At 65.5% G+C, this 12,147-nt stretch carries 11 protein-coding genes; 6 read left to right on the top strand and 5 right to left on the bottom strand.

Features of this window, described 5'->3' with window-relative positions:
- Window positions 1–3: 3 nt before the first annotated feature.
- Window positions 4–642, bottom strand: a complete 639-nt coding sequence (locus tag V6F88_RS07510) for a DedA family protein (protein ID WP_104144439.1) — start codon at window positions 640–642, stop codon at window positions 4–6.
- Between the two features lie 121 nt (window positions 643–763).
- Here V6F88_RS07510 and V6F88_RS07505 point away from each other — a divergent pair, with 121 nt between their 5' ends.
- From V6F88_RS07505 to V6F88_RS07480, 6 genes are all read left to right on the top strand, one after another.
- Window positions 764–1,804: a metal-dependent hydrolase gene (locus tag V6F88_RS07505; RefSeq protein WP_332608675.1), complete on the top strand. Its 1,041-nt coding sequence runs from the start codon at window positions 764–766 to the stop codon at window positions 1,802–1,804.
- Between the two features lie 219 nt (window positions 1,805–2,023).
- Window positions 2,024–2,791 (top strand): IclR family transcriptional regulator, encoded by a 768-nt coding sequence (locus V6F88_RS07500; RefSeq protein WP_332608674.1) that lies wholly within the window; start codon window positions 2,024–2,026, stop codon window positions 2,789–2,791.
- A gap of 35 nt (window positions 2,792–2,826) precedes the next feature.
- A complete protein-coding gene (pepE, locus tag V6F88_RS07495) occupies window positions 2,827–3,531 on the top strand; it encodes a dipeptidase PepE (RefSeq protein ID WP_332608673.1) in 705 nt (234 codons plus the stop codon).
- Window positions 3,528–4,457 (top strand): DUF1177 domain-containing protein, encoded by a 930-nt coding sequence (locus V6F88_RS07490; RefSeq protein WP_332608672.1) that lies wholly within the window; start codon window positions 3,528–3,530, stop codon window positions 4,455–4,457. Before pepE ends, V6F88_RS07490 begins: the two co-directional genes overlap by 4 nt.
- Complete coding sequence (locus V6F88_RS07485) at window positions 4,454–5,143, top strand: AroM family protein (protein ID WP_332608671.1); 690 nt, start codon at window positions 4,454–4,456, stop codon at window positions 5,141–5,143. The genes V6F88_RS07490 and V6F88_RS07485 overlap by 4 nt, the downstream gene beginning before the upstream one ends.
- Window positions 5,144–5,258: 115 nt before the next feature.
- The gene (locus V6F88_RS07480; RefSeq protein WP_332608670.1) at window positions 5,259–6,263 is read left to right on the top strand and encodes a Bug family tripartite tricarboxylate transporter substrate binding protein; all 1,005 of its coding nucleotides are present in this window, start codon (window positions 5,259–5,261) and stop codon (window positions 6,261–6,263) included.
- 90 nt (window positions 6,264–6,353) lie between these two features.
- Here V6F88_RS07480 and coaBC read toward each other — a convergent pair whose 3' ends face one another.
- The 4 genes from coaBC to V6F88_RS07460 form a co-directional block, all read right to left on the bottom strand.
- A complete protein-coding gene (gene coaBC / locus V6F88_RS07475; protein WP_332608669.1) occupies window positions 6,354–7,550 on the bottom strand; it encodes a bifunctional phosphopantothenoylcysteine decarboxylase/phosphopantothenate--cysteine ligase CoaBC in 1,197 nt (398 codons plus the stop codon).
- A 164-nt stretch (window positions 7,551–7,714) separates the two neighbouring features.
- Window positions 7,715–8,248: a signal peptidase II gene (gene lspA / locus V6F88_RS07470; RefSeq protein WP_332608668.1), complete on the bottom strand. Its 534-nt coding sequence runs from the start codon at window positions 8,246–8,248 to the stop codon at window positions 7,715–7,717.
- A gap of 2 nt (window positions 8,249–8,250) precedes the next feature.
- Window positions 8,251–11,112 carry an isoleucine--tRNA ligase gene (ileS, locus tag V6F88_RS07465; protein ID WP_332608667.1) on the bottom strand — a complete coding sequence of 954 codons (2,862 nt, stop codon included), beginning with the start codon at window positions 11,110–11,112 and terminating at the stop codon, window positions 8,251–8,253.
- Entirely contained in the window at window positions 11,102–12,067 is a 966-nt protein-coding gene (locus V6F88_RS07460; RefSeq protein WP_319305278.1) for a bifunctional riboflavin kinase/FAD synthetase, read from the bottom strand. Before V6F88_RS07460 ends, ileS begins: the two co-directional genes overlap by 11 nt.
- Window positions 12,068–12,147 lie beyond the last annotated feature (80 nt).

Below are 12,147 nucleotides of genomic sequence, written 5' to 3'. Positions count from 1 at the left end.
CGATCAGTTGCTGCGCCGTTGCCGCGCCGGCTGGCGGCGCTTGCGCACCATGGCCAGCAGAAGCCCGCATCCTAGCAGCACTGAGAGGCCCGCGCCGATCATCATGGCGATCTGCTGCGCGTTTTCCGCCGTGCCCAGGCTACGCGCGGTGATGTAGCCCGGCGCCAGCATCAGCGGCATCCACAGCAGGGCCGACATGACATTGGCCAATTGGAAGCGGTGATGGGCCATGCCCATCACGCCGGCGACCGTGGGTATGGTCGAGCGGATCGGCCCAAGAAAACGGCCGATCAGCACCGAGGCAAACCCATAGCGGTAAAAAAACAACCGCGCGCGCGCCACGCCGGTGCGCTGCTGCTTGAGCGGCCAGCGGCGCAACACGCCCGGCCCCGCCCAGCGGCCCAGCCAATAGGAAATCGCGTCGCCCACAATGGCGCCCGCGATGCCCCACGCAATGACGCCCCAGGGGTCCAGCGTGCCGGCGCCGATCAAGCCCCCGGTCAGCAGCATCAAGGCCGTGGCAGGAATGAACAGGCCCACCAGTACCAACGATTCCCCCAGGGTCAGCAGGAAGGTGATCGGGCCGGCCCATACCTGGTTGGCCTCGATGAACAGCCCGATTTTGTCGATATATTGATCCATGAAGGCGAAGTCTGAAAATTAGCTGAAAGCAATCGGGTATCTTAACGCCTACCTGGATGGCCAAATGTTATCTAGGCTGTCTGATTGATGCGGTGCGACTGACGGGGTTGATTGGGAAACTATGGATTCGGTAACACAGGCGGTGCTGGGAGCGGGCATACAGGGCGTCATGCTGGGGCGGTTTCAGGGGCGTCGGGCCTTGGTGTACGGGGCGGCGCTGGCAACGGTGCCCGACCTGGACGTGCTGATGCGCTATCCCGACCCGGTCTCGCTGATGACCTACCACCGGGGCTTTTCCCATTCGATATTCGTGCTGACCGGGCTGGCGCTGCTGCTTGCCTGGCTGATACGCAAATATTGGCCGCGGGCGCCGTATAGCGGCAGGCGGCTGTTCCTGACTTTATGGCTGGTGCTGGTGACGCACCCGGTGCTGGACGCGTTCACCGTGTATGGCACGCAATTGTTCTGGCCGATGACACCCGTTCCGGAAAGCTGGTCGGCAATCTTCATTATTGACCCGGTCTATACCGTGCCCTTGCTGTTGGCGGTGTTCTTCGCCATTGCCGTCGGCATGACGGACCGCGCGCGGCGCCTGATGGCCGGCGCGCTGCTCTTCAGCACGGCCTACCTGGGTTTCGGCCTGGCCAGCCGCATGGTCGCGGAAGACCGCGTACGGGATGCCATGCAGCAAGAGGGCATTGCCGTGACCGAGCTGCGGGCGGTGTCGATGCCGTTCACCACCCTGGTGTGGCGGGTCATCGCCAAGACGGCGGACGGCAATTACTACGAAGCCGTCAGCAGCCTGTTCGACCGGGGCAAGCCGGAATGGCTGCGCCAACCGCTGCACCTGGAGCTGGCCCGGGCGCTGGACGATGTGCCGTTGCACCAACGTCTGCGCTGGTTCACCGACGATTGGCTGCGCTATGACGCCATCGGCGACGCCTTGGTCGTCAGCGACCTGCGCATGGGCATGGCCGGCCATTACACCTTCCGTTTCAAGATGGCCCAGCGTGCGCCCGGCGGCGGCTGGACGCCGGTGACGCCGTCCACGTGGCCCAGCGAGCGGGGCGGTTGGGCGGAATTGAAGCTGGTGCTGGCGCGCATCCTGCATGCGCAGCCGCCGTTGCCGCTGGCGCAATGGTCCACGCTTGCCGACCGGTAATTACCCACGCTGAATCAGGCGGTCCCGGCCCTGTGCCCCCAAGCCCTGTGCCCCCAAGCCCTGTGTCTCAGCCCTGTGTCTCAGCCCTGTGTCTCAGCCCTGAGCCCCCGGAGCCCCGGGGGATTTTTTTTGCGGCAACGATCTGTATTGACCGCGTTCCCGGGTCGCATTATTCTTGTTCTCTATTAAGGAACTATGGTTCCGATTTATGGAACAAGCATGAGTATTCTCGATGGAGTCCAGCGCGTCCTGTCGCTCTACGCGGACGGCGCCATGGAGCTGAGCTTTACCGATGTCGCGGCGCGCCTGGCCATGCCAAAAAGCACGGCATCGCGCCTGCTGAACCACATGCAGCGTTACGGCATGCTGGACCAGGACCCCGCCACGCGCCGCTATCGGCCTGGCGCCTTGCTGGCGCAGGCGGTCCGTGCCGGCATGGCTGCCACGCCGTTGGACGAGGCTTGCCGCGATGTGCTGGTACGGCTGTCCGAAGACAGCGGGCTGACCGCGTACCTATCCACCTTGAACCAGCGCGAAACCGTGGTGCTGCAACGCTTGAACGGGTCACATCCCGTGCAGGTGCTATCGCCGCCCGGTTCCCGCCGCAATGCGTCGGGCACCGCCATGGGCCGTGCGCTGCTGTCGCGCTTGAGCGACGCCGAATTCCAGACGCTATATGGCGCCGACCCCGCGCAACCGCTGCCCATGGAAGGCCGCGATTGCCCAGCCACCGTGGGCGACCTGGCGCGGCTGGTCGAGCAGACGCGCGCCGATCACTACGGCGTCGCCATCGACCAGGCCATGCCCGGCATCGGTGCCGTGGCCGCCGCCGTGCGCGACCCGGCCACCGGCGAACTGCGCGGCCTGTGCCTGTCGTTCGTGTCATTCCAGGCCGACGCCGAGCGTGTGGCGCGCTTGCGCGAATTGGTCCTGACGCAAGTGGCCGGGCTGGGGCGCAAGTTGAGCGACCCCTACTGGCTGACCTGAATTCTTCCCTTTGCCTAGTTGATGGAACCTTCCCCATGAACCTTTTGCTACTCAGCAATTCCAGCAGCGACGCCGGCTACCTGGTGCACGCCATGCCGGACATCCGCGAGCTGATCGAATCCCTGCCGCAAGGCGCGCCCGCCGTGTTCGTGCCGTTCGCCGGCGTCACGCGCGATTGGGACGACTACACCGCGCTGGTGCAATCCGCGCTGGCGGACACCGGCCTTGCCATCGAAGGCCTGCACCGCGCACAAGACCCGGTGGCGGCGCTGGAAAAGGCCGCCGTCATCATCGTGGGAGGCGGCAACACCTTCAATCTGCTGGGCCAACTGCGGCGCCAAGGGCTGCTGGACGTGGTCAAGCGCCGCGTCCGCGAGGGCGCGGCGTATCTGGGCTGGAGCGCGGGCTCGAACCTGACGTGCCCCACTATCTGCACCACCAACGACATGCCCATTACCGACCCGGGCGGTTTCGACGGCCTGAACCTGATCAGATTCCAGATCAACCCGCACTACACCAACGCGCATCCCCCCGGGCACCGTGGCGAAACGCGCGCCCAGCGTCTGGCCGAGTTCTGCACCCTGAATCCCGACATGCCCGTGCTGGGGCTGCCCGAAGGCGCGGGGCTGCGCGTGCGCGGCGCCAAGGTGGCGCTGGTGGGTCCGCATGATGCGCCGCTGTTCCTGGGTCACAACGAGCCGCGCGTATTCCGCCCCGGCCCGCTGGAGATCGCGGCATGAAGCAGGTGATAGACACCATCGAACTTCTGTCCTCGGCGCACATCACCGGCGAGGCAGTGGCGCGGGTGCTGCGCGACGCGGGCGATTGCGAGGTGGAAGTCACGCGCCTGGAACGCGACGGCGCCGCGACCGATTTTTTGTCCATCGTCATTCCCGGCCTGGATGCATCCGCGCCGCAGCTGGGCATAGTCGGCCGCCTGGGCGGCATCGGCGCCCGGCCCGCCGTGACGGGCCTGGTGTCCGATAGCGACGGGGCGGTGGTGGCGATTGCCGCGGCGCTCAAGCTGATGGCCATGGCGCGCCAGGGCGACGTGATGCCGGGCACCGTGCGCATCCGCACGCACATCTGCCCGCGCGCCGGCACGCGCCCGCATCATCCCGTGCCGATGATGCGTTCGCCTTTTCCGATGCGCGAAATGATGTCGCACGAGGTGGACCCGCGCATGGACGCCATCCTGTCGGTGGACACCACGCGCGGCAACCGCCTGGTGAACAAGCGCGGCGTGGCGCTGACGCCGGTGGCCAAGCAGGGCTATCTGCTGCGCATTCCCGAAACGATGCTGGACGTGATGGGCTGGGTCAGCGGAGAACTTCCGGTGACGCTGCCCCTGACGACGCAAGACATCACGCCCTACGAAAACGGCCTGTGGCACGTGAACTCGCTGATGCAACCCGCGATTGTCACCAACGCGCCCGTGGTCGGTGTGGCCTTGACGGCGCAAACCACCGTGCCCGGTTGCGCCACCGGCGTGACCAACGCGGTGGACGCCGACGTGGCGATGCGCTTCTGCATCGAAATTGCCAAGCTGTATGGCCAGCGCACGATGACGTTCTTCGATGATGCGGAATGGCGCGCGCTGCAATCGCGATACGGGTCCATGGCGCACTTGCAAACCGTTGGGCATGACGATGGCGGTGCCGCATGAGCGCCGCCGTGACACGCCGCGTGGCGTTCTTCACCATCGGCCAATCGCCGCGCAGCGACGTCGTGCCCGAGATGGCACGCCTGCTGGGCGACGCCGTACACATCGATGAATTTGGGGCGTTGGACGGCTTGGACGCGACCGCGCTGGCCGCGATGGCGCCGCGTGACGGCGAATATCGTTTTGCCACGCGCATGCGCGACGGCACGCAGATCGAGCTGGACGCCGCTGCCGCCGAAGCCCGGCTGGCCCAGGTGATGCGCCAGGCGGACGACGCCGGTTACGACGCGCTGGTACCGCTGTGCACAGGCACCGCCATCGCGCCCATGCGCACGTTGGTGGTTGAGCCGCAGCAGGTGGTCGACCATCTGGTCGCGGGCCTGTCGCAGCATTGCCGCAATGTGGGGCTGGTGGTGCCCCTGGCCGAACAGGTCGACTTCTTTCACCTGGCGGTGCCGCTGGCCTGCGGCACGCAGATCGTGCATGCGTCGCCTTACGAGGCCGACGCGGAATTGGCCGCGCGCAACTTCGCGCAGGCGGGGCAAGCCCTGGCATCGTGCGACCTGATCGTCATGCATTGCATGGGCTACGGGCAGCGCATGCGCGACGCGGTCGCCCAGGCCTCGGGCCGGCCGGTGCTGTTGTCCAACCGCATCGTGGCGCAGGCCTTGTCGGAATTATTGGAATAAAGCCGCCGATGTTTCAGCACGGCGTGGCGCCGGCGTTTTCATGTCGCCGCCATGCCGGATGAGCGGCATGGGGAGACGAAGCTGTCTTCGTCAATTTATTGTTGGGAGTTTTTTCATGTTCAGCCGTACCTTGCACCGCGCCGTTGGCGCCTTGTCCGCCGTTACTGCCTTGACGGTCTTGCCCGCGCTGCTGGCGCCCGCCCACGCCGCCGACGCGTGGAAGCCCACCAAGCCCGTGCGGCTGCTGGTGGGTTTTGCGCCCGGCGGCTCGGCCGACACCTTGGCGCGCCTGCTTGCCGATCCGCTGTCCAAGCGCCTGGGTCAGTCCGTTGTGGTTGAAAACCTGGCCGGCGCCGGCGGCAACATCATGGCGTACCGCTTATCGCAATCGCCTGCCGACGGCTACACCATCGGCATCGCGGCCGCCGGTTCCATGGCCATCACACATGTCTTGAATCCCAAGGGCACCAACTACAAGCCGTCGGACTTCACGCCCATCACGCTGGCCGCCGTGCAGCCCAACGTGGTCATCGTCAACAAGGACGTGCCGGCCAACAACCTGGCGGAGTTGAAAGAGTATTTCCAGAAGACGCCAGCCGCCACCTACGGTACGGCGGGCGTGGGCATTTCCAACCACCTGATCGCCGAGACCATGCTGTACAAGATGGGCGTGAAGGTTCCGCACGCGGCTTATCGTGGCGCGGCGCCGGTCATCACGGACTTGCTCGGCGGGCACATCGCCATGACGATGGACAACATCTCGACCGCCGCGCCGCTGGCCTCGCAAGGCAAGGTCAAGGCGATTGCCGTGGCCTCGCTCAAGCGCGCGCCGCAGTTGCCCAACGTGCCGACGCTGGACGAGCAGGGCCTGAAGGGCTTTGACATGCCGACGTGGCAGGGCGTGTTTGCGCCCGCGGGCTTGCCGGCCGACGTGCTGGCCGCCTATTACGCCGCGCTGCAAGACGTGCTGAAAGACCCGGCGTTGGTTGAAAAGATGGCAGGGCTGGGTTCCGAGCCGGTCACGGAAATGACGCCGGAGAAGACGGCGCAGTTTCTGGAAAAAGATCGGCAGCAATGGGCCGATATCGTGAAGGCCGCGAACATCAGCCTGGAGCAGTAAAGCAGAAGGGCCCGCAAGGGCCCTTCTTTTTTGCCTGGGAATATCCGGTCGGAAAGATCAGGCTGAAACGAATGAGGCAGAAAAAAAAACCTAGTCCGGTACGCGCGCCGCGATTTCGGCGATCAGGCGGCGGGCCGCTTCCAGCTTGTCGCCCGCCGGCAGCGGGTGCGCGCCTTGCTCGTCGAACAGCACCAGTTCGGTGGTGTCGGCGTCCATGACCTTGTGCGCCAGGTTGCCCACCAGCAGCGGGATGCCCTTGCGCTGGCGCTTGGCTTCGGCGTGTTCGGCCAGCTTTTCGGTCTCGGCCGCAAACCCCACGCACCACGGGCCGTTTTCCAGCTTGGCCACTTCGGCCAGGATGTCCGGATTCGGTTCAAATTCCATCACCGGCGCGCCGCCGCCTTCGCTCGTCTTTTTCAGCTTTTGCGTGCTGACGTTTTTCACGCGCCAATCGGCGACTGCGGCCACGGCGATGAAGATGTCGGCATCCGCCGCGCTGGCCATGACCGCGTCGTGCATCTGGCGCGCCGTCATGACCGACAGCGCCGTCACGCCGCGCGGCACGGGCAGGAAGGTGGCGCCCGTAATCAAGGTCACGCGCGCGCCTGCTTCACGCGCGGCGCGGGCCAGCGCGTAGCCGGTCTTGCCCGACGAACGGTTGCTAAGCACGCGCACCGGGTCCACGGGTTCGGACGTGGGCCCGGCAGTCAGCAGCACGTGGCGTCCCGCCAGCAGCTTGGGCTGAAAGAAAGCGATCAGGTCTGTCAGAAGCTCGTGTGCTTCCAGCATGCGGCCGTCGCCTGTTTCGCCACAAGCCTGCTCGCCGGCCGACGGACCCAACACGCTGATGCCATCCGCGCGCAGTTGCTGCACATTGCGCTGCGTGGCCGGGTTGGCCCACATCTCGCGGTTCATGGCGGGCGCCACCAGTAACGGACAGGCGCGCGCCAGGCATAGCATGGACAGCAGGTCGTCGGCCATGCCGTGCGCCAGCTTGGCCATGAAGTCGGCGCTGGCGGGCGCGATCAGCACGGCGTCCGCGCCGCGCGTCAGGTCGATGTGCGCCATGTTGTTCGGCACGCGCGCGTCCCAGGCGTCCACAAAAACCGGGCGGCCCGACAGGGCCTGCATCGTCACGGGCGTGATGAAGTGCGTGGCCGCCTCGGTCATTACCACGTCGACGGTGGCGCCTTGTTCGGTCATGCGCCGCACCAGCTCGGCGATTTTGTAGCAGGCGATGCCCCCGGTCAGACCGAGGACGATGCGTTTGCGGGCGAGATCGAGCATGAGGGCGTGGCGGCGGGTTCAGCGCCGTGAAATCGAGGAATGGAGGGTGATTTTATTCTGCATTGCGGCATTGCGCCGTTCGTCATGCATTCAGGGGGTATCAAGCGAGGCAAAAGCCAGGTGGGGCAGGGGCGGCCGGGGCAGAACGCCCCGGCGCGAAGGCGTCAGGCCTGAGGCTTTTTACGGGCGCGGAGCAACTCGTCCAGCACCAGCAGCACGGCGCCGCAGCTGATTCCCACGTCGGCCAGGTTGAAGGCCGGAAAGTAGGACTCGTTCCAGTAGAACAGCAGAAAGTCCACCACGTGGCCATAGGCAACGCGGTCAATGACGTTGCCGATGGCGCCGCCCAGGATCAGCGTCAGCGCCAGGCTGAAGCGCGGCTGCCCATGGGTGCGGCGCAAGATGATCGTGATGACCACGGCGGCCACGCAGCCCAGGCCGGTGAACAACCAGCGCTGCCAGCCTTCCTCGGACGCCAGGAAGCTGAACGCGGCGCCGCGGTTGTACATCAGCGTGAAGTCGAACACCGGCAGCACGTTGACGCGTTCGCCATACTGGAACGAGGTGTTGAAGTACACCTTGGTCAGTTGGTCCAGCACGATGATCAGCAGCGCCAGCGCCAGCCAGCCCCCCACGCGCGCGGGCGCGGCGCGCGTGGCGGGGGCGCCCGAGGCTCCGGTGTCGGAGGGGCGGGCCATGTTCATGCCTTGTCGCGGGCTTCGCCCGAACCGAACAGGTTCGACACGCAACGGCCGCAGATCTCGGGATGATCCGCGTCCTGGCCCACGTCCAGGCGCCAATGCCAGCAGCGTTCGCACTTCTTGTGCGCCGACGGCGTGACATCGATGCGAGTTTCGCCGTCGCCCGGGTGCACGGTGGCGCGCGACACGATCAGCACAAAGCGCAGGTCGTCGCCCAGGCTGGCCAGCAGTTGCTGGTCGTCGCCGTTGGCGTAAAGGTCCACTTCGGCCTGCAACGACGAACCGATCTCGCCCGCCGTGCGCACCTCTTCCAGCTTGCGCTGGACTTCAGCACGGATGGCGCGCAGGCGCGACCACTTGGCGGACAGCGCTTCGGCGTCGGCAAACGGCGGCAACGCGTGGTAGACCTCGGTGAAGATGGTCGTGCGCGCGGCGTCGGCCTGATGCTTGAGGGCGGAGCCGACCAGTTCCTTCCAGGCCTCTTCGGCAGTAAAGGACAGAACCGGGGCCATCAGCTTGAGCAGCGTCTGGGTGATGTCCAGCAGCGCCGTCTGGGCCGAGCGGCGCGCCACGCTGCCCGGTGCCGACGTGTACAGGCGGTCTTTCAGGATGTCCAGGTAGAACGCGCCCAGGTCTTCCGAGCAGAACGTCTGCAAGCGCGAGACCGCCGGGTGGAAGTCGTAGCGTTCATAGTTGGCCTGCACTTCGGCCTGCATCTGCGCCGTCATGGTCAGCGCGTAGCGGTCGATTTCGAACAGGTCGCCGTAGGGCACGGCTTGCGACACGGCGTCAAAGTCGGCCACGTTGGCCAGCAGGAAACGCAGCGTGTTGCGGATGCGGCGGTAGCCTTCGACCACGCGCTTCAGGATTTCGTCCGAGATGGACAGTTCGCCTGAATAGTCGGTGGAGGCCACCCACAAGCGCAGGATTTCCGCGCCCAGCGAATCCGATACCTTTTGCGGGGCGATCACGTTGCCCACCGACTTGCTCATCTTGCGGCCCTGGCCGTCAACGACGAAGCCGTGCGTCAGCAGCGCCTTGTAGGGCGGTTGGCCGTACAGCATGCAACCGGTCAGCAGCGACGAGTGAAACCAGCCGCGATGCTGGTCCGAACCTTCCAGGTACAGGTCGGCCGGCCAGCCCAGTTCGGCGCCGTGCGAGCCGGCGAAGTCGCCGTCCTTGCCGCCCAGCACCGTGGCGTGCGTGCTGCCGGAATCGAACCAGACATCAAGTGTGTCGCGGTTTTTTTCGTATTGGTCGGCTTCGTCGCCAAGCAGGTCGCGCGGTTCAAGCGCTTGCCAGGCTTCAATGCCGCCTTGCTCGACGCGCTGCGCCACCTGTTCCAGCAATTCGGTCGTGCGCGGATGCAGTTCGCCGGTTTCCTTGTGCACGAAGAACGCCATCGGCACGCCCCACTGGCGCTGACGCGACAGCGTCCAGTCCGGGCGGTTCGCGATCATGGCGTGCAGGCGGGCGCGGCCCCAGGCCGGGTAGAAGGCCGTGGCGTCGATGCCGGCCAGCGCCGATTCGCGCAAGGTCGGGCCGCCGTCTTTCGGGGCCACGTCCATGCCGGCGAACCATTGGCTGGTGGCGCGGTAGATGATCGGCGTCTTGTGGCGCCAGCAGTGCATGTAGCTGTGCTTGTGCTTTTCGACGTGCATCAGCGCGCCCGCTTCGGTCAGCGCCTCGACAATCTTGGGGTTGGCGTCCCAGATGGACAAGCCGCCGAACAGCGCCAGGCTGTCCACGTACTTGCCGTCGCCCATGACGGGGCTGATGAAGTCGGTGTCTTTCATGCCGTGCGCCTTGCACGACACAAAGTCCTCAATACCGTAGGCCGGGGCCGAGTGCACGACGCCCGTGCCCGAGTCGGCCGTGACGTAGTCGCCCAGGTAGACGGGGGCGCGGCGGTCGTAGGCCGGGTTGAACTGCGCCAACGGATGGCGGAATTCGATTTCGGACAGCGCTTCGCCGGGCGCCGTCGCGATGATCTCGCCTTCCAGGTTCCACGATTTCAGGCAGGCTTCAACGCGGTCTTTAGCCACCAGCAGCAGCGGGCCGAACTTGGGCGCGGGCGACACGCGCACCAGCGCGTATTCGAGTTCCGGATGTACGTTCAGCGCCTGGTTGGACGGGATGGTCCAGGGCGTGGTCGTCCAGATGACGATGGCGCCGTTGTCCACCGATTCCAGCCCGAAAGCCGCCGCCAGCTTGGCCGGTTCAGCGAACGGGAAGGCCACGTCAACGGCGGGGTCGACGCGGTCGGCGTATTCGACTTCGGCTTCGGCCAGTGCCGAACCGCAGTCAAAACACCAGTTCACGGGCTTCAGGCCACGGAACACATAGCCCTTGTCCAGGATGCGGCCCAACGCACGGATTTCGTCGGCTTCATTGCTGAAGTTCATCGTCATGTACGGGCGATCCCATTCGCCCAGCACGCCCAGACGCTTGAAATCCTTGCGCTGGCGGTCGATCTGCTCAAGCGCGTAGGCGCGAGCCTTCGACTGCACTTCGGCCACGGGCAGGTGCTTGCCGTATTTCTTTTCGATCTGGATTTCGATCGGCATGCCGTGGCAATCCCAGCCAGGCACATAGTGCGCGTCGTAGCCGGCCATGTTGCGGCTCTTGACAATGATGTCCTTCAGGATCTTGTTGACCGCGTGGCCGATGTGAATGTCGCCGTTCGCATAGGGCGGGCCGTCGTGCAGCACGAAGCGCGGCCGGCCGCGGCTGGCCGCACGGATCGCCTGGTAGACGTGGTTTTCCTCCCACTGCGAAATCCAGGCGGGCTCGCGCTTGGCAAGGTCGCCCCGCATGGGGAAGGGGGTATCGGGCAGGTTGAGGGTCTTTTTATAGTCCATGAACGGCAAAATAGGCGCGCGCGTTTCGCGCGTCTTCGGCGATGGCGGCAGTCAGGGAAGGGAGGTCAGGAAATTTTTCTTCGTCCCGCAGCTTGTGCAGGAATTCGACGCGTACGAGTTTACCGTAAGCATTGATGGTGTCGTCGAGCAGGTGTGACTCAAGTAGCACCCGGCCACGATCTTCAACAGTTGGGCGCACGCCCAGGCTGGCCACGGCGGGCAAGGGCCGGTCGGCCAGGCCATAAACCTGCACTACATAGATGCCCGAGCGCGCGGCGCAGCGTTCCGCCACGCGCAGGTTCATCGTGGGGTAGCCCAGCGTGCGGCCCAATTTCTGGCCGTGGATGACATGGCCGCTGATATGGTACGGATGCCCCAGCAGATGGCGGGCGCGGTCCAGATCGCCCACGGCCAAGGCCGTGCGGACTTCGGAACTGGAAATGCGATGGCCTTGCTGGTCGGTTACGTCGGCCAGCGTCTGCACCTCGAACCCGTGGTGCATGCCGGCTTCACGCAGCAGGTCGATGTCGCCGCTGCGTTTATGGCCAAAGCGGAAGTCTTCGCCCACCAGCAGCCACTTGGTTTGCAGGCCCTGCACCAGCAGGTTTTCAATGAAGGCGTTGGCCGACATCTCGGCCAGTCTGGCGTTGAAGCGCTGCACCACAACTTGGGAAACGCCGTAACGCGCCAGCGCCGACAGCTTGTCGCGCAACCCGGACACCCGGGTCGGCGCCAGTTCGGGGCGTTGGTTCAGGGTGGCGAAGTACTCCCGAGGATGCGGTTCGAACGTCATCACGGAAGGGGTAAGCCCGCGCTCGCGGGCGGCTTCGCAGACGCGCGCCAGCATGGCTTGATGCCCGCGATGGACGCCGTCGAAATTGCCGATCGTCAGCGCGCAAGGAGCGCGCCGGTCGGGCGGAGGCAGGGATCGGTAGATACGCAGCGATGGTTTCACGAGCGAGAGTTTACAATTTTGGATTCCGGGTTTGTTCCAATCCCCCCAATCGTTCACGCGCCGACCGGTTTTCATGGCGC

Source organism: Achromobacter sp. ESBL13 (assembly GCF_036668755.1).
Taxonomy (GTDB): domain Bacteria; phylum Pseudomonadota; class Gammaproteobacteria; order Burkholderiales; family Burkholderiaceae_B; genus Achromobacter.
Note: the sequence above shows the minus strand (reverse complement) of the source record. Positions and strands in the feature narration are given on the sequence as shown.

Coding starts and splice junctions, on each gene's coding strand:
- V6F88_RS07505 (WP_332608675.1), top strand. CDS start 764: ATGGATTCGGTAACACAGGCGGTGCTGGGAGCGGGCATACAGGGCGTC.
- pepE (WP_332608673.1), top strand. CDS start 2,827: ATGAACCTTTTGCTACTCAGCAATTCCAGCAGCGACGCCGGCTACCTG.
- V6F88_RS07490 (WP_332608672.1), top strand. CDS start 3,528: ATGAAGCAGGTGATAGACACCATCGAACTTCTGTCCTCGGCGCACATC.
- V6F88_RS07510 (WP_104144439.1), bottom strand. CDS start 642: ATGGATCAATATATCGACAAAATCGGGCTGTTCATCGAGGCCAACCAG.
- lspA (WP_332608668.1), bottom strand. CDS start 8,248: ATGGCCCGCCCCTCCGACACCGGAGCCTCGGGCGCCCCCGCCACGCGC.
- V6F88_RS07480 (WP_332608670.1), top strand. CDS start 5,259: ATGTTCAGCCGTACCTTGCACCGCGCCGTTGGCGCCTTGTCCGCCGTT.
- V6F88_RS07485 (WP_332608671.1), top strand. CDS start 4,454: ATGAGCGCCGCCGTGACACGCCGCGTGGCGTTCTTCACCATCGGCCAA.
- coaBC (WP_332608669.1), bottom strand. CDS start 7,550: ATGCTCGATCTCGCCCGCAAACGCATCGTCCTCGGTCTGACCGGGGGC.
- ileS (WP_332608667.1), bottom strand. CDS start 11,112: ATGGACTATAAAAAGACCCTCAACCTGCCCGATACCCCCTTCCCCATG.
- V6F88_RS07500 (WP_332608674.1), top strand. CDS start 2,024: ATGAGTATTCTCGATGGAGTCCAGCGCGTCCTGTCGCTCTACGCGGAC.